Source organism: Lentimicrobium sp. S6 (assembly GCF_013166635.1).
Taxonomy (GTDB): domain Bacteria; phylum Bacteroidota; class Bacteroidia; order Bacteroidales; family UBA12170; genus UBA12170.
Window position 1 is genome coordinate 1 of the sequence record NZ_JABKBZ010000058.1, and the last position, 18,011, is coordinate 18,011.

Here is an 18,011-nt window from a genome sequence, read left to right on the forward strand (position 1 = left end):
GAAAAGTAGAACAAATCATATTTAAACACACACAGAAGGTATTAGGAGGAGATTTAAATGTTGTTTTTTACGATATGACCCAATTATACTTTGAAGCAAGTGATGAGGATGATTTACGAAAGACAGGGTTTTCAAAAGACGGAAAACATCAAAAGCCACAAATATTTTTGGGTTTATTGGTTGCCAAACAAGGGTATGTAATAGGCTACGATGTATATGATGGCAATACCTATGAAGGTCATACATTAATACCATTTCTTGAAAATATTAGCAGAAAATTCAACTTAGAAAAGCCGATAATCATAGCTGACAGTGGATTGTTATCAAAAAAGAACATTGGTGCATTAGAAGAAAAGGGCTATGAATATATCCTTGGAGCAAGAATAAAGAATGAAATAACAGAAGTAAAAAACCAGATAATAGAAAGTTTTTATGCAGATGGAGACTTAATTGATATTACAAAAGATGATACTAAACGAATTATTATTAGCTATTCCCATAAACGAGCTAGAAAAGATGCCTATAACAGAATACGAGGACTAAAACGCTTGGAAAAGAAGATCAAGTCAGGTAAGTTAACCAAGGAAAGCATCAATAATAGAGGCTATAATAAATTTTTAAAGCTAGAAGGCAAGATTGATGTTCAAGTCGATTACACAAAAATAGAACAGGATCAATATTGGGATGGCTTAAAAGGATACATTACAAACACAAAGCTATCTGGAAGTGAAATTATTCAAAACTATGGCGAATTATGGCATATAGAACGAGCTTTTAGAATATCTAAAACAGATTTACGTATACGACCAATTTACCATAGGCTAAGAAGAAGAATAGAAGCTCATATTTGTATATCGTTTGCAGCATATTCCATCTATAAGGAACTAGAAAGAGCTCTAAATACCCAGGAATCATTATTGTCTGTAAAAAAAGCGGCAGAACTCACCCACAATATGTACCAAATCACATATCAATTACCTGATGGTAAATCAATGAATAAGCAGCTTCTAGGTATGGATGATCAGCAAAAAGAATTGTACGGCATTGTTAGAAATTGCTTTCGGGTGTCCCATTGACGAAAACAAGTGGATTCCAGATTTGGATGCCAATAGGAATAGCTTTTTTAAAGTTGTTATAGGACCTTTTAATAGTGCTCAAGAAGCTTATCCATCTCTTACCAAGGTACAGGAGAGAATTAATTTTGATGCCTATATTATTGTGGTGAATTAAACTTGATTTCTGGATCTTAATGACCAAGGATGTCATCAATATAAAGTGATGACATTCTTGGTTTGTTTTTTTGTACTACCTTTTTAAATTAATCTTCCTTCTCAGTAATACTTTCCATAGCATCTTCCACATCACCTGGAGTACTCATGATTTTCATGAAAGTCCCCATGGTGAGTTCTGGCCAATATAATGCAAAACGATATTTACCATGAAGCATAGTTACGGTGTTCCCTTGTAGAATAATATCATAGGGCATGGCTGCGATATGTCTTTCACCAATGATAGGAAGAAAGCTGGGCTCACCTAATTCAACATTCAATAATCCGATGCCAAACACCGCTGTCTGTCTTCTCTCGTCAATTAATTGATAAACCAACTTGATATCATCTCCACTTTCAGAAATTTTATCCTGAATATATTTCAAACCCTCCTCAAAACTGGCATATTCCTCTAACTCAACAGGATCATCAAAATAGGGCATCATCACCTTATAATGGTATTTTTCTAGATCATCAGCTGTTAATCCACCACCAAACGGCTGAGCTTCTCCAAAGCCTTTTATAAGTTTTTTAGCATCTTGATCAATCTTTTTTAAAGCTGGTGCTTGTATCTTATAATCATCCCCAAAATAAGCGTAGAACATATAATTAGGATGAAGCAAACTCAATTCCACACTATCGTTGACTTTGCGTAAAGCAACCTTCAATACCGATGCAAGAGCACCCCTATCTTCAAAGTCTTCACATACTTTCTTTAAATCCTCACGGGTAAAGCATAGCACCAAAAGGTCGTCTCTATCGGCCACTTGATATTGTCCAATAACGTGGAAGCCTTCGTTGCTGATTAGGTCTTGTATTTGCTCACTCAGACTACTGATGTCTCCTGGGATTTGAACACCTAAATAGGGAGCTAATTCTTCTTGTGCCCACGATGATAATCCTAAACTTATCATTAGAGCAATCATTAATAACTGTTTCTTCATCTCATTGGTTTTATTTGTTACCATCAAATATAGGAAAAATACAGGCACAAAAAAAGCCACCATAAGAGGTAGCTTTTTTCAATTTTTTGGAGTTAACTTATTTCTTAGCTAAATAATCAGCAACACCTTCGTGAGAAGCACTCATGGCTTCTTCTCCTGGCTTCCAGTTTGCAGGACAAACTTCACCATGCTTTTCGAAATACTGAAGTGCATCTACCATACGGATGGCTTCGTCGATGCTACGACCTAATGGAAGATCGTTAACCACTTGGTGACGAACAACGCCTTCTTTATCAATCAGGAATAATCCTCTGTATGCAACGGCAGCGCCTTCGAATACTTCAACATCATTCTCTTCGTCATAATCATACTCACCAGCTAAAACACCGTAGTTTGTAGTAATAGTTTTAGAAAGGTCGGCTACCAATGGATATTTAACACCTTTGATACCACCATCTTTTAATTCTGTATTTAACCATGCCCAATGTGTATGCTCAGAATCAACTGAACAACCTACTACAGCCACATTTCTTTTGTCAAACTCTTCCATTTTTTCTTGGAAGGCAAGAATTTCTGTTGGGCAAACGAAAGTAAAATCTAAAGGGTAGAAAAAGAATACTACATCTTTCTTACCAATATACTGCTTCAATGAGAAGTTTTCTACAAATTCGTTACCATTTACTACAGCCATAGCTGAAAATTCAGGAGCTTTTTTACCTACTAATACTGACATATTTTTTATTTTAAAGGGTTAATCTTTATTTGAGTGCAAAGATAATCATTTTCTCTTATTTAGAATTGATTTAAGTTAAATTAAGAATTAGAATACTTAATTGGTATAGATTTTCGCTCCAAATTCTTTTCAGGAGAGCACAAATATCATTTGGTCTTTATCAAATAGATATTTGTCCTTCTTATTTCTTGATTTATCATATATATTTATCATAAAAAATGCATGTAAAATACTTCTTATGAATTATAGAATAATAAAAAGGCAACAGATTTTAGCTTTTTTACTTATTTCCTGTCTAATTATTTCCTGTACAAAGAAGGAGGATACAGTAATAGAAACAATAGATTATAAATCTATAGAATTTGTACAAGTTTCTGGAGGAAGTTTTCAAATGGGAGATGCACAAGGGGAAGCAAACACAAAACCAGTGCATCAAGTCAGCCTAAATAGTTTTCAAATATCGAAACAAGAGATCACTAATTATCAATATTGTCAGTTTCTAAACGATATAGGATGTGGTGAGAATGGTGTTTTTGAAGGTGTCACCTATCTGGAAATTGAAAATTCTTTTGTACAGATTAATTATAGCAATGGAAGTTTCAGCCCAGAGTCAGGGAAACATAACCATCCTGTAATTATTGTAACATGGGTTGGAGCAAAAGCTTTTGCAAATTGGCTAGGAGGACGTCTAGCAAGCGAAGCGGAATGGGAGTTTGCAGCCAGAGGAGGAATTAATAGTCAGAACTATATATACAGCGGAAGTAACGATCCTAATGAAGTAGCTTGGTATTTTATAGATTACGGAAATGGCTCACAAGAAGTAGGCACCAAAAAACCAAATGAATTAGGTCTTTTTGATATGAGTGGAAATGTGATGGAGTGGTGTAATGATTGGTATGAATATAATTATTATGGTCTAAGTCCTGAAAATAATCCTCAGGGACCATTAACCGGTGTCAGTCGTGTTGTTAGAGGTGGCTCTTGGTATAATCCAGTTGTTTGTAGTGGCGTTTCTTTTCGTTACCTAGGAGCAGATCCAAATGCAGCAAGCTCTTATATTGGTTTTCGTGTTGTCAAATAAAAAAAGCGCCAATAAATATTAGCGCTTAGTCAATCATTATAAAATCTCTTCTAGAATTCTTTTTCCATGGTTAATTGCCCAGTTTCATCCCACTGTAGCCATTTACCTACTTTTTTACCTTTATCATAATGCATTTCAAAAAGTTTTACTCCTTTTGATGACCAAATAAACCAAGCGCCATCTTTTTTGTTTTTGGTATAGGATGCTTCAGCGGTTTTATTTCCTTCTTCATCCCAATTCATCCAAATACCTTCTTTGGCTCCTTTTTTCCAGACTCGCTCTGCTTTCTTTTGCCCATTTTCATGAAAAAAGAATTCAGTGCCATCTTTTAATCCTTTAGCGTAATTGGTTTCAATTTCTTTTATTTCTGTGTCCACAAAAAAAGTTACATCTACTCCAGTGAAAAGCTTTCCATCTTTATAGGCCTTCCCTTTTTGTAGCTGTAACTCTTGAGCACTTAAAGCTGTTATAATCAGGCTAAGTGCTAAAAGTAATATGCTTTTTTTCATTTATAGTATTTTCTACTCAGATTTGAGTGTCAGCTCTAAAGTTTTGTTACTAGATTTAGTTTCTATGTTTTCCACTTTTACTTCTTTATAAGAAATATAAGATAGCTTTAAGTCATAATCGCCAGCTTCAATACCTTCAAACCTGAATTTTCCGTCTAAGTCGGTTAATGTCTTGTAATCTGTACCTTCAATACTAACCATAACTCCTGCAAGAGTTTCGTCGGTGTCTACATCAGCTATTACACCATTAATACTCATGGTTGCCACTGGAGGAACTGTTACTTTTTCTACTACTGATGCTTGAACAAAAATAGTTAAAACTAAACTTAGAACGATTAAAAATATACCTTTTTTCATGATTTGTCTTATTTAAATTGATGAAGCAAAGATATAGGCACAATCGCATGGAATCAAACTTTTGGCTTTAAGGCTAATTTACCATATTGTTAAGACAATGTTAGGAGAGATAATCGCGTATTTACATTAAATTAATATAGGTTTCAGATATCCATTGCATATATATATAATCTTAGAAAACATAATAATATCAGTATTTTAAGCACAGGGTAAACGCATACTTTGTTAAAAAGCTATATTTAGAAGAAAATAGTTTAATCTATAGGTATAATGCTAGCGCGGAAATGTTTTACGTGCGAAAATATTAACATTAAGGAATGTATTTAAATCACACGGATTGCAAATCCGCGTTAGCTTTATTAAAAATAATTAGAAAATTAAAAGTACGCGTTTGCCCTGATTTTAAGCATGACAAACCTCCTGATTTCGGCTTTTTATTGTTCATATTTGAACAACAGGTGTAACCTCATGAAACACTATTCGTCATAATGATGACATAAAAGCCGCTAATAGTGGTAAAATAAGGCTTTGGCATGTTTTTAGATGCTAAAAAACATTAAATATAGAATTACTGACTATTAGTTTATTACTTTTATTGTGAATTTAAACTCTAATGATGATGATAAAGAGACTATTTCCCCAAATAATTGCGATTACATTTTCTTTTTTGGTTTTAGGTTTAGGTACAGTTTTAGCCCAAAAAACATGGACACTAGAAGAATGTATCTTATACGCCCTTGAAAATAACATTCAAATTAAACAAAGCAGACTACAAACTCAAACTGCAGAAATTAATCTTTTGCAAAGTAAGTTGGATTTTGCTCCTTCAGTAAATGCCAATGCTTCTTTAGGAAATAATTGGGGAAGAAACCAAGGTCAATCAGGACTTTATATCGATAGGTCTACCTTATCAAATTCTTTTGGATTAAACGGTAGTTTGGAATTATTTGGTGGAATGAAAAAGTGGAATACGCTTCAAAAAAGCGAATTGGACTTAAAAGCCAGTAATTATGTGTCTGAGGAGATGGAAAATGATATTTCCTTGGGTTTAACAGGAGCTTATTTGAATATCATTTACAGTCATGAATTGTTGAATGTTGCGGAACAACAAGTTGAAGTAACACGTCAACAAATCGAAAGAACCAATAATTTGGTTGAGGCAGGGACACTACCTCGCGGAGATTTATTAGAAATTCAAGCTCAAGGTGCTCAAGAGGAAACCAATTTGATTACTGCTCAAAATAACCTTTCTTTAGCCTATTTAGATTTAAAACAGTTCCTTGATTTACCATCTGAAACAGATTTAGAAATAGATTTCCCGAAAATAGAATTGTCTCAAGAATTACAAATTATTCCTTCCGACCAAATTTATGCCAATGCTGTGGATATTATGCCAGAAATTAAAGGGGGGGAAGTGAACCTTCAAAGTGCCGAAAGGTCTGTGAAAATTGCTCAAGGCTCTCTATATCCTAGTCTCTCCTTGAATGGAGGAATTAGCACTAATTATTATAGTTCTGCCCAGAAACTTGCTTACGATGATGCTGGAAATCCCGTTTTGGATAGTAATTTAGATCCCGTTTGGGAAGATATCCCTTATTCAGATCAGTTAGATTTAAATACTGGAGAATATCTGACACTAAATCTAAATATTCCTATTTTTAATGGATACGCTGTTAAATCTAATGTGAAACGTGCTAAAGTTCAAACAGTAGACCAAAGCTTCAGATTACAATTAAGAAAGAATGAACTTCGCAAAAATATAGAGCAAAAATACCACGATGCTATTGCTGCTTACAAGACTTATAATGCCAGTAAATTCTCTGTGGAATCTCTATCAGAAGCATTTAATTATACCGAAGAAAAATTCAATGTGGGGATGGTAAATTCTGTGGATTATAGCTTAGCTAAGATTAAATTGACTCAAGCTCAATCTCAGTATTTACAAGCCAAATACGATTATATTTTCAAAACCAAGATATTAGATTTTTACATGGGAATTCCATTGACCTTGTAATTCACATTTAACATTTGTAAAACCGAAATTATGAAAAAGAATAAATGGATGATTATCCTTGCCGCTGTTGTTGTTATTGCCATTATTGTATTGGTAGTATTGAAGAAACAAGGTGTTTTGGGTAAAGAAAACAATACCAAAGTAAGTGTGGAACAAGTGGAGATGAAAACCATCATCGAAACAGTTACTGCCAATGGTAAAATCCAACCAGAAAAAGATATTAAAGTGAGTCCATTTATTGGTGGCGAAGTTATTGAGCTAACTGTTGTAGAAGGAGATCAAGTAGAGAAAGGACAGCTGCTGGCCAAAATTGATCCAGAGCAATATCGTACTGCTTTTGACCGCTCCGAGGCTTCTTTAAATTCCCAAAAGGCTTCTGTAGCCAATGCAAAAGCAGGTTTAGCTCAGGCCAAATCAGAATTTTTACAAAACCGTTTAGATTTTGAAAGAAATCAAAAACTATGGGAAAAGCAAGTCATTAGTGATTCGGATTTTGAAAAAGTTGAAGCCACTTACGAAGTAAGTAAAAGCCGAGTGGATGCCGCTGAAGAAACATTAAAGTCTGCACAGTTTCAAGTAAAAAGTAGCGAGGCCAGCTTACGAGAAGCCAGAGAAAATCTCACCCGTACTGCCGTTTTTGCTCCTCAAGATGGAACGGTTTCTTTATTAAGTGTTGAAAAAGGAGAACGAGTACAAGGTGCTTCTCAGTTTTCGGCTGGTACTGAGCTTATGCGAATTGCCAACCTTAATAATATGGAAGTACACGTAGAAGTGAACGAGAACGATATTGTAAGGGTTTCTATTGGTGATACTACATTAATAGAGGTTGATGCCTACTTGAAAGACAAATTTAAAGGAGTGGTTACTGAGATTGCAACCTCGGCCAATACTCTTGGTACTAGTGCTGATCAGGTAACTAACTTCGATGTAAAAATCAGAATGTTAAGTGAGTCATATATGCATTTATCAGAAGGGAAACCTGCAGGTTTCAGTCCATTCCGTCCAGGCATGTCTGCATCAGTAGATATTCAAACAGAGGTTCGTCAAATGATTCCTGCTGTTGAAATAGCGGCTGTTACCACTCGTGACGATACCACAGGAAGAAAGAAATCATCCTACGAATTGCGAGAAGAGGAAAAAGAGAAAAAAGATGCAAAAGAAGACGAGAAAGAAATTAAAGAATATGTGTTTATGCATGTTGATGGAGAAGCTGTCATGCGTGAAGTAAAAACAGGTATTCAGGATAATAAGTATATCGAGATCGTCTCTGGTTTAGAAGAAGGTGATGAAGTGATTACTGGCCCTTATTCAGCGGTTTCTAAGGATTTAAAGAACCACGACAAGGTAGAGAAGACCGATAAGGATAAACTCTTCGATAAAAAGAAATAGTTGATTCTTAAACGACAATATGAAGAGCTGCATGATGTAGCTCTTTTTTTTATGTTTGTATTTACAGTAGGAATGTGTATTTCCTTTTTCAGGCGATTTACTTTGTATAGAATTTTTATAACATATACTCTACGAGCAATTTAAAACACTTTTGTATGTCTTTATACAGAACTTATTGGGTAATGCTTTTGTGCAATACTAACCTATTTCGATAATTAGCCCCTCTATTTCCCAAAATTTCATTGTTTATCCCGATAGCTCTTCATAAATTTGGGTCATTTATGAGCTAATTATCTGAAACTGTGGTATAATTTGATATTGAACTGAGATTACTCGGTTTGCACCCCAAATATTACCGTGTAGCGGTTAAGATTTTATATAAAACCTTAGCTATACTGTTTTTCTTCCCCGTAGGGGATTTGTTTTAATTCAGTCCTAGAATTTAGTGTATATCTAGCAAAGTATATTATCAAGCCTTTTATCTCTTTGAATCACCTTGAATTATCTATTTTCTGAAACAAAAAAAACCACGAATAAAACCCGTGGTTTTCAAGCATATTATATTCTCATCTTCTCTATTCTTCTTCCATTTCTCCGCCATCTGCATCTGAGCGAGATTTTCTATCGGCACGATAATTATTAAATTTATAGCTGATAGAAAGCGTTACAACTGGTGCATCTCTCGTAAATTCACTATAATTATAAAAATCGGGGCCACTGGTGGTCATTTCTCGTTTTGCTGTGGCAAAAATATCTCTTACTTGTAGCACAGCTGATAGTTTTCTGTCTAAGAAATCTTGGCGTACCGCAGCATTTACCATATAAAAACCTTCTCTTTTACCTTGTGCAGTTACAGTAGGGCCATTATACATACTGTTAATTTGAACCTTAGTGCTTTTTCTAATATTGAAGGTATTATTAAATCGCGAACTCCAGTTGTTACTACTATTGGAGAAATCTTCATCATAAAGAACACCCTCAACACGGTATTTATAAAAATCACCCATTAAGTCCATTTCCCACCATTTAAAAACCTGAAAGCTAAACATCATTTCCAATCCAAGACTATAATCTTTACCCACATTCTCAATACTGCTGAGCATTACATTATCTTGATATACGCTTTGAACTCGTTCTACTTTATTATGTGTAACTCTATAATATCCTTCCAGAGATATCATGTTAGTTTTACCTATTTTCTTTAAATAGCCCATTTCAAAACTGTCAATATACTCAGGTTGCAAATCAGGATTCCCTTGTCGTACATTAAAAGCGTCAACCCAAGTGATAAATGGTTCTAAATACCATCCTCTAGATCTTTCTATTCTCCTGGTATAGCTGGCCATCATTTGATGTTCTTTTGGAAACTGATAAGATAGGTGTAGGGTTGGAAAAAAGTCCCAGCGATCGATTCCAAATTGCTCGTCTGTAGCTTTTGAAATAATATCTCTAAAAGTATATTCTCCTCTAATTCCTGCTTGGTAACCAAAATTTCCCATTTCGTTGCCATAGGTAGTATAGATGGCATGTATATTTCTTTTATAGGTAGTTTGGTTTGTATATTCTGGTTTCAATTCGTATATACCAGTTTCTGTATTCAATTCTTTAAGTTCAGTATTGTCTTCGCTATTAGAAAAACGGGTTTGGAAACCAGCTTCTATTTTACCTTTTTCACCTACAGGAAGTGTATAATCTAATTTTCCTCTTAATCGGCTCGATGGTCCTGTTTCAGTGTTGATTTTTCCATCTACTACCAAATCATTTTCATTAGTAAGCTCATTAGTGGAATTATCTTTGAAATCTCTATTGTCTGCGCTAAATTCTGCTTTTATTTCATGATCTTTTTTCTCAAACTTATGTTGGTAATTTGCTGTTGCCGAATAAAACTGGCCTCCTCTTTCCGACATGTCTTTATTTTCATAGATATTATGAAGTTCTTCAGGTATTCTCCATTCATCGTAGGAAGATGTGGTGTTTCCATTCATCTGTCGGTCGCCAAAGCGGAAATTCACCCCAATTATATCATTGGAACCAATACTATAATCCGCTCCTGCTTTCAGACCCCACATGGTTCTTTCGCGATTATTGTCACCATTCATGATCGTTCTATAAATAGTATCATTCTTATAGGTGTCTCTCAAGCTATAACTCGTTCCGGGGTGGCTTCTCACATTATAATCCGCACCAAAAAATACATTTAAATTCCGCTTCTTATAATTCAATAAAAAGTCGCCACCGTATTTATTATCCAAACCCAAGTTTACATTCGCAATACCACTAAATCCTTGCAGTTTGTTTTTCTTAGTGATAATATTGATAATACCAGCAGTGCCATCTGGATCGTATTTTGCCGATGGATTAGTGATGATTTCAATATTATCAATAGTTGAAGCAGGAATTTGTTGGAGGGCATCATTGGCATCCAAAACAGAGGGGCGTCCATCTATTAGAACTGTAAAACCTGTGCTTCCTCTCAGTGAAACATTACCTTCAATATCTACCTTAATGGAAGGAACATTCTCTAAAACATCCACTGCCGAACCAGAAATGGAAGTGATTTGTTTACTCACATTAATCACCTTTTTATCTATCTTATAATCGATACGGGGAGCACTACCATCAATAACAACCTCCTCTAGATTGTTCATACTTGGAGTAATTTTAATCTTATGTAAATTGACAATGGGTTCTTCCATTTTAATCATCACTTCTTCTATGGTTTTTTCTTCGTAACCCAAAAATGAAATCTTCAGGTCATATTTGCCCGGTTTTAGCTTTTCAAGATAGAATTTACCATTTCTTTGGCTAATGGTACCTCCCGTTAATTCTTTAGTTCGTTTATGATAAAGAGCAATGGTAGCATACTCTATTTGCTCGTTGGTGTTGGCATCTAAAATTTGCCCACTGATTTGGCCAATGGCAGGAAGATCTTTATTTCCACCTGGTCCTTTTCCTCCTCTTTGTCCTTGCTGTGCTAATAAGCTGATATTTAGCAATAAAATAAAGCTAAGTACTGATGATCGTAAAATTGATTTCATATATTAATAATAGTATGTGTTCCTTGATTTATTAGATGACTTTGATGTGCAAAACAAAGAAAAGTTTAATTACCTTGATTAAATAAAATACTATTTATTCGTTAATCAGCAAACTACCTAGAAATCAGCAGGTTTAATTTTAATCATTTTAAATAAAGAGAATAGTAGCAAATAAATCTTCATATTATAAAGGCTAAAACGAAATACTTTTTACTTTTGTTCTCCCATTGCAAACGTTTGCATAAAATCATTAAACTTAAAATACTATGGCTAAAAACATTGAAAAAGTAAGAAAGGACCTTGCTTCTTATGGAATTAATGAAGTAGAGGAGATTTATTACAATCTTTCATATGACGAGCTTTATAAGCATGAAACAAACCCTAAGTTAGAAGGTTACGAGAAGGGCTATGTAACTAATTTAGGTGCAGTTACTGTTGATACAGGAATTTTTACAGGACGTTCTCCAAAGGACAAATACATTGTTGAAGAGGAGGAGAATGTAAATAATATTTGGTGGAAGAACGAACACCGACCCGCTTCTGATAATAAACCTATTAGCGAAGAGGTTTGGGAAGAGTTAAAAGCCAATTCTATTGAGCAGTTGACAGGAAAAAAATTGTACATTCAGGATGGATATGCTGGTGCCAACGAAAATACTCGCTTAAAGATTCGTTTTATTGTTGAAGTGGCGTGGCAGGCCCACTTCGTGAAAAACATGTTTATCCGTCCAAGTGAAGAAGAACTCGAGAACTTTGAGCCTGACTTCGTGGTTTTTAACTCTTCTAAAACTAGTAACCCTAAGTGGGAAGAGCAAGGTTTACATAGTGAAGTATATGCCGCTTTCAACTTAAAGGCTCGCATGGCTTGTATTGGTGGAAGCTGGTATGGTGGCGAAATGAAGAAAGGTATTTTCTCGGTAATGAACTATTACCTTCCTCTAAAAGGAATTGCTGCAATGCATTGTAGTGCAAACGTTGGAGAAGATGGAAACACTGCTATTTTCTTTGGTCTTTCAGGAACAGGAAAAACAACTTTGTCAGCCGATCCAAACAGAGCATTAATTGGTGATGATGAGCATGGTTGGGACGAAAATGGAGTATTTAATTTTGAAGGAGGATGCTATGCAAAAACCATCGACCTTGACGAATCAAAAGAACCAGATATCTATAGAGCCATCAAGAAAGATGCTTTATTAGAGAATGTAGCATTTGATGCAAACAATGTTATCGATTTCGCTGATTTCTCTAAAACCAAAAACACTCGTGTTTCTTATCCTATTTATCATATTGACAATATCGTGAAACCCGTTTCAAAAGCTGGACACGCCAATAAAGTCATTTTCTTAACTGCTGATGCTTTTGGAGTATTGCCTCCAGTAAGTAAGCTTACAGCAGATCAAACAAAATATCATTTCATTAGTGGATATACTGCAAAAGTGGCAGGAACAGAGCGTGGTATTAAAGAACCCGTCCCTTCTTTCTCTGCTTGTTTTGGAGCTGCTTTCTTATTATTGGATCCAACAAAATATGCGCATGAGCTTATCCGTAAAATGGAAGCCCATGGAGCAGAAGCCTATTTGGTGAATACAGGGTGGATTGGTGGAGCTTTCGGTACTGGTAAACGTATCGATTTACCAACTACACGTGCCATCATCAATGGTATTTTAGATGGTTCTTTTGAGAATGCAGAATATGAAACATTACCTGTTTTCGGATTAAACATTCCAAAAGCATTAGACGGTGTTGACAGTAAGATTTTCAACCCACGTAACCTTTGGGAAGATCCTAAAGCTTGGGATGCTTCAGCCGAAGATCTAGCCAAGAAGTTTATTGCCAATTTCGCTAAATTTACAGATAGTGACGATGCTAAAGCTTTAGTGGCTGCCGGACCACAAATATAATTACACACATTTTCATAATAAAAACCTGGCTTTTGCGGCCGGGTTTTTTTGTGCTCTGTTTTTTGAATCTATATATGTTTTGAGTTTTCTAGATAATTACCTACTTGTTGATTTTTAAGCGTTAATTTTTATTTGTTTAATTTTACCAGCTGTCATCAATTGATGGTGAACAAATCTCAAACTGCAAAATTGCATTTCCAAAATCATAAGCCAGACCTAAAGAAATAGATATTTACATGAAGAAATTAAGCATCATAGGAGGAGGTCCTGCGGCATTAATGCTTGCAGCAGAAATAGACACCGAGAAGTATCAGGTGACGCTATATGACCAGAAGAAATCAGTGGGTCGGAAATTTTTAGTGGCTGGTGATGGTGGCTTAAACCTCACTTTCAATTCCCCTTTAGAAGAATTCATATCTAAATATGTTCCTCGTGAGTTTATGGATCCTATCATTCGGAAGTTTACTAATCAGGATTGGATAAACTGGCTTCATGTTCATGAGATTCCTACATTTGTAGGGTCCAGTAATAGGGTATTTCCTGAAAAGGGTCTAAAGCCGGTGAAAGTGCTCAATAAGATTAAAGAATATATATCCGCAAATGGTGTAGGATTTCAATTAGATACCAAATGGACGGGTTGGAATGAGGAGGGGCATTTATGCTTTGAAGGATTAGAGGATGTTAAATCTGATATTGTGGTAATTGCTATGGGTGGAGCCAGTAAGAAGGTGACCGGTTCTGATGGTTTATGGGTTGAAGCATTTAAAGAGCGTGGGGTGCGCGTAGAACCTTTTAGAGCTGCTAATTGTGCTTTTGGCGTAGATTGGAATAACAGCTTTATAAATACCTATGAAGGGACTCCTCTAAAGAATATTGCATTGACATTCAATAAGCATGTTTCAAAAGGCGAATTGGTGATTTCTAAGTTTGGTTTGGAAGGCAATGCCATTTATGCCTTGAGTCAGAAGATTCAAGAGAAACTGCTTAAAGAAGAAACTACGCTCATCCACCTGGACCTCAAGCCAATGCTGTTAATTCAGCAAATACAGGATAAATTGAAGAGTTCTAAACGAGCTAAAATAAGTCATATTTTAAAAGAGAATTTAAGTCTAGATCGTTGCTCCATTGCGCTCTTGAAACAATTCTCAGATAAGGAAAGCTTTTTGGATATGGATCTACTTGCAAAAACCATCAAATCCCTCCCCATTACTCTCCATTCTGCTGAAGAATTGGATAAAGCTATTTCATCTTTAGGAGGTGTTTCTTTAGATGAAATAAATGGGAATTTTCAGTATAAGAAAATACCAAATACTTATGCTATTGGAGAAATGTTAGACTGGTGGGGCCCCACTGGTGGTTATTTATTGCAGGGCTCTTTTAGTATGGGATTTGTGTTAGCGAAGCATTTGAATGCATTGGAGGAAAATGAATAGAAAAATGCTTATCGGTATTGTGTTGATTACAGTTGCTTTTTTAGTCATCATCTTGATGAGTGTATAATGAAATGCTTAAAGTCTTTATATCATTAAATGGTGAGAATGACTAAATGGAGCTAAAGCAGCTTACAAATTGTCATCCGAAGAACCATCCCAAACTTTCATGATTAGAGTAGAGCTTTCATTACTTTTGCAAATAAATAGTAGAGTTGTTCTAATAAAAATAGTTTGAGATGTTCAATTATATATTTAACCAATCTAGTAGATAAGCAAATAGTTAATTAATGGTATTTTGATTTTTTGCAGAAAACTTAAATATAATAGCCATTCATTTAAAATTCCCTTACAAGGCAAAGGCATACTTTTATTTTGTCCGCAGATTATCACAAATGGGTACGGATTTCAATGAGCTCGCTCCGCTTTGGTTAGTGGAATCAGGGTTTAGATTTTCTCTTTTTTAAAATAGATGTCAATGATAAATTGTGAAAGTAATGGTGAGTTTGCCCTGAATTCCTTTATCTTTGAATACTCAGATTCAAAAAACAATACCATAGTAACAAGAAGCCTAGGGAATTCGCACAAAATGGCTTTTAAAGGCGGTGATTAATTATTTTTTTTCACTGAAGTAGGGTTTTCTAAAAACTCAATCGGTTTATTAAGTGAAAAGAAAATTATTTTTAAACAAAAACTATAAAACATGAAAAAGGTATTTGGATTATTAGTGGCTTTGTCTTTGGTGATGACATTCACATTTACTTCTTGCAATAAAGAGGAGGACGCTACAGCAAAAGATAGCTCTTTAAGCGAAAGTGAATTATCATTGAAAAGCTTAGAGCCGGATGTTCAAGTGATAGGAACTGGTGATAAAGGCGATTATGAAAGAGTGATTATCGAAGAAATAATAAGAGGCGAGACTTGTAAAAAACAACCTGTTTCAGGAATTGTAGAATATTACTATCAAGGTGAAATGGTGTTTTCAGTGGATTTCGGCAACGGGGAATGCGATGGAGTAGCCACTGTAACTTGGCTTGATGAAGAAGGACTTACACAGTCAAAAGTAGTAGATGTTTGGAAACTCTTCAAAAATCATAACGATGGGAATTACCGTCCAAAATGTTTCAGCTTTGTATTTCCTTTAACTTATACCATGCCCGATGGTTCTGAGCTTATCATAGAAAGTAAAGACGATTGGTATTTATTAAGAGAATGGTGTACAGCCAACCCTTCTTATGATGAAAAGCCTACTTTAAACTTCCCTGTAGATATTGTTTATGAAGATGAAACTAGCATTACTATTAATACTGCTGAAGAGCTTAGAGAAGCTAGAATCGATTGTAAAGAGGCTCACAGTAGAAAATGCTTTGAACTCATACTTCCTGTGAACTACTTAATGCCAGACAATAGCACAATTACTATAGAAACGGAAGAGGATTGGTCACTTATTAAGGAATGGCATATCAATAATCCTGAATTTGAAGAAAGAGCTAATTTGGTTTTTCCTGTAGATATAGTTTATGAGGATGGAACTACCTTAACACTCAATACAGAAGAAGAAATGCGTCAAGCTAAAAAAGATTGCAAACAAGGATATGGTGCCAAATGTTTCACTTTCAACCTCCCAATTAGTTTCACCATGCCCGATGCTTCTATTATTATCATTGAAACCGAAGAAGACTGGGCCCAACTTAAAGCGTGGTATACTGAAAACCCAGGTGTAGAAGAAAAACCAGTATTGGTTTTTCCGGTAGAAATCACCATGGAAGACGAAACAGTTCTTACTATTAATAATCAGGAAGAAATGGTGGAAATACGCCGCGCCTGTCATCCACATGGTAATGGTCATGGTAACTAATTTAAGCTAAACCCATAAAGATGTTATCTTGAAAAGAATATTGAAAACCGGATGGATATAATAGCATCTGGTTTTCAATATCTCCTTCCTTGTTTAACATTACATCAAAAAAATCATTCTCTATTGAATAAAGAAGAATTCAGAAATATATATAGTATATATGGAAGAAGCATTAGAGCATATCTTTACTACCGATCAGGTGAGGAAGAAATGGCTAATGATTTAACACAGGACACTTTCGTAAAGCTATGGGAAGGAGATTTTCAATACCAGCCTGATAAAATCAAGGCACTTCTCTATAAAATAGCAGGCGGTTTATTTCTGGATTATATGAGGAAAACGAAATTAGAAGCTGACTATATTGCCCATTTTAAATTCAAATTAAAAGACTCTTCTTCTCCTGATGAAAATGCTGAAAATTATCGAAAGAAATGCGAATTAGCGCTTCAATCTCTCACAGAAAAAGAACGTACCGTGTTTTTAATGAACAAAATGGAAGGATTGATTTATAAAGATATAGCGGATTGTTTAGAAATTAGTGTGAAGGCAGTAGAGAAGAGAATGACTAAGGCATTAAAGAAGCTGCAGGAGCCAAAGACTAACAGCAAATAGTTAAAAGAAAACAAAATGATTGAATATGATAAAAATATAGACTCTTTTAAAAATCTGGAAAACGATTTTGCTACCAGTGATGATGCCTTGTGGGCAAAAATTGATGAGAAAACCATCCTGAAAAAAGAAAGTAAAACCATTAAATTGGGATGGAAATCCTATGGCATTGCAGCATCTATAGCTATTTTAGTGGGGATGACCATGTTTTTGAAACTCTATTCCATTGATATTATAGCCAGCAAAGGCCAACACATTTCTCATGAACTTCCAGATGGTTCCATGGTGCAATTAAATGCTGCTTCTTCAATCCATTATAAACCCTATTGGTGGAATATGGAAAGAGAAGTAGAACTCTCTGGAGAAGCCTTTTTTGAAGTCGAAAAAGGAGAAAGCTTTACCGTGATTTCGGAGGAGGGTAAAACCACTGTATTGGGTACCAGCTTTAATATATTTGCCCGCGATTCTGAATATCAGGTCTATTGTAAAAGTGGAAAAGTAGAAGTGGCGAGTAATAAATATGATATCCATTATAGAATCATAGCTGGCGAACTAGCTCTTATTGATAATTTGGCCAAGTCTGGTATGAAAAAACAAATGAATGCCCGGGATTATACCTCCTGGATTGATCATAAATTTAGTTTCACCAATGAGCCTCTAACGAAAGTTTTTCAAGAATTAGAACGACAGTATAATATCCATATAGATTATAGCGAGGACTTATCTGCACTGAAATATGGAGCCTATTTTGAGCGACCACAGCATCCTGATTTGGCATTAGACTTGATTTGTATTCAATTCCAGCTTAACTTTGAAGAAACAGCAAATGGATATTATAAAGTATTCAGAAACTAAATGCCCTGTAATGCTATGCAGGTTT

The 18,011-nt window shown here is 35.1% G+C and carries 15 protein-coding genes; 10 read left to right on the plus strand and 5 right to left on the minus strand.

Annotated elements, in window-relative coordinates:
- Window positions 1-1,076: IS1634 family transposase (locus HNS40_RS16405; RefSeq protein ID WP_172282832.1), on the plus strand; the 1,076-nt coding region annotated here is incomplete at its 5' end.
- Window positions 1,077-1,318: 242 nt separating this feature from the next.
- On the opposite strand, the gene HNS40_RS16410 is transcribed toward HNS40_RS16405, so the two are convergent.
- The gene (locus HNS40_RS16410) at window positions 1,319-2,212 is read right to left on the minus strand and encodes a hypothetical protein (RefSeq protein ID WP_172282834.1); all 894 of its coding nucleotides are present in this window, start codon (window positions 2,210-2,212) and stop codon (window positions 1,319-1,321) included.
- Window positions 2,213-2,309: 97 nt separating this feature from the next.
- A complete protein-coding gene (locus tag HNS40_RS16415; protein WP_172282836.1) occupies window positions 2,310-2,945 on the minus strand; it encodes a peroxiredoxin in 636 nt (211 codons plus the stop codon).
- 238 nt (window positions 2,946-3,183) lie between these two features.
- Here HNS40_RS16415 and HNS40_RS16420 point away from each other — a divergent pair, with 238 nt between their 5' ends.
- Window positions 3,184-4,026 (plus strand): formylglycine-generating enzyme family protein, encoded by an 843-nt coding sequence (locus tag HNS40_RS16420; protein WP_172282838.1) that lies wholly within the window; start codon window positions 3,184-3,186, stop codon window positions 4,024-4,026.
- 50 nt (window positions 4,027-4,076) lie between these two features.
- On the opposite strand, the gene HNS40_RS16425 is transcribed toward HNS40_RS16420, so the two are convergent.
- Together HNS40_RS16425 and HNS40_RS16430 are read right to left on the minus strand one after the other, a co-directional pair.
- A complete protein-coding gene (locus HNS40_RS16425; RefSeq protein WP_172282840.1) occupies window positions 4,077-4,535 on the minus strand; it encodes a toxin-antitoxin system YwqK family antitoxin in 459 nt (152 codons plus the stop codon).
- A 12-nt stretch (window positions 4,536-4,547) separates the two neighbouring features.
- Window positions 4,548-4,892: a carboxypeptidase-like regulatory domain-containing protein gene (locus HNS40_RS16430; RefSeq protein ID WP_172282842.1), complete on the minus strand. Its 345-nt coding sequence runs from the start codon at window positions 4,890-4,892 to the stop codon at window positions 4,548-4,550.
- A gap of 619 nt (window positions 4,893-5,511) precedes the next feature.
- On the opposite strand from HNS40_RS16430, the gene HNS40_RS16435 reads away from it, so the two are divergent.
- Entirely contained in the window at window positions 5,512-6,906 is a 1,395-nt protein-coding gene (locus HNS40_RS16435) for a TolC family protein (protein ID WP_172282844.1), read from the plus strand.
- A gap of 30 nt (window positions 6,907-6,936) precedes the next feature.
- On the plus strand, window positions 6,937-8,295 hold the full coding sequence (locus tag HNS40_RS16440; protein ID WP_216659382.1) for an efflux RND transporter periplasmic adaptor subunit: 1,359 nt from the start codon (window positions 6,937-6,939) through the stop codon (window positions 8,293-8,295).
- Window positions 8,296-8,870: 575 nt separating this feature from the next.
- On the opposite strand, the gene HNS40_RS16445 is transcribed toward HNS40_RS16440, so the two are convergent.
- Window positions 8,871-11,333 carry an outer membrane beta-barrel family protein gene (locus tag HNS40_RS16445; RefSeq protein ID WP_172282846.1) on the minus strand — a complete coding sequence of 821 codons (2,463 nt, stop codon included), beginning with the start codon at window positions 11,331-11,333 and terminating at the stop codon, window positions 8,871-8,873.
- 266 nt (window positions 11,334-11,599) lie between these two features.
- Between HNS40_RS16445 and pckA the strand changes: the two genes are divergently transcribed.
- The 6 genes from pckA to HNS40_RS16470 all read left to right on the plus strand — a co-directional run bounded on the left by pckA (window position 11,600) and on the right by HNS40_RS16470 (window position 17,986).
- Window positions 11,600-13,234 carry a phosphoenolpyruvate carboxykinase (ATP) gene (gene pckA, locus HNS40_RS16450; RefSeq protein WP_172282848.1) on the plus strand — a complete coding sequence of 545 codons (1,635 nt, stop codon included), beginning with the start codon at window positions 11,600-11,602 and terminating at the stop codon, window positions 13,232-13,234.
- 236 nt (window positions 13,235-13,470) lie between these two features.
- On the plus strand, window positions 13,471-14,667 hold the full coding sequence (locus tag HNS40_RS16455; protein ID WP_172282850.1) for a TIGR03862 family flavoprotein: 1,197 nt from the start codon (window positions 13,471-13,473) through the stop codon (window positions 14,665-14,667).
- A gap of 475 nt (window positions 14,668-15,142) precedes the next feature.
- Window positions 15,143-15,277 carry a hypothetical protein gene (locus HNS40_RS23535; protein ID WP_256367553.1) on the plus strand — a complete coding sequence of 45 codons (135 nt, stop codon included), beginning with the start codon at window positions 15,143-15,145 and terminating at the stop codon, window positions 15,275-15,277.
- Window positions 15,278-15,367: 90 nt separating this feature from the next.
- Window positions 15,368-16,522: a hypothetical protein gene (locus HNS40_RS16460; RefSeq protein ID WP_172282852.1), complete on the plus strand. Its 1,155-nt coding sequence runs from the start codon at window positions 15,368-15,370 to the stop codon at window positions 16,520-16,522.
- A gap of 123 nt (window positions 16,523-16,645) precedes the next feature.
- Window positions 16,646-17,134, plus strand: coding sequence for an RNA polymerase sigma factor (locus HNS40_RS16465; RefSeq protein ID WP_172282854.1), 489 nt, complete (start codon window positions 16,646-16,648; stop codon window positions 17,132-17,134).
- 15 nt (window positions 17,135-17,149) lie between these two features.
- Window positions 17,150-17,986, plus strand: a complete 837-nt coding sequence (locus tag HNS40_RS16470) for a FecR family protein (RefSeq protein WP_172282856.1) — start codon at window positions 17,150-17,152, stop codon at window positions 17,984-17,986.
- Window positions 17,987-18,011 lie beyond the last annotated feature (25 nt).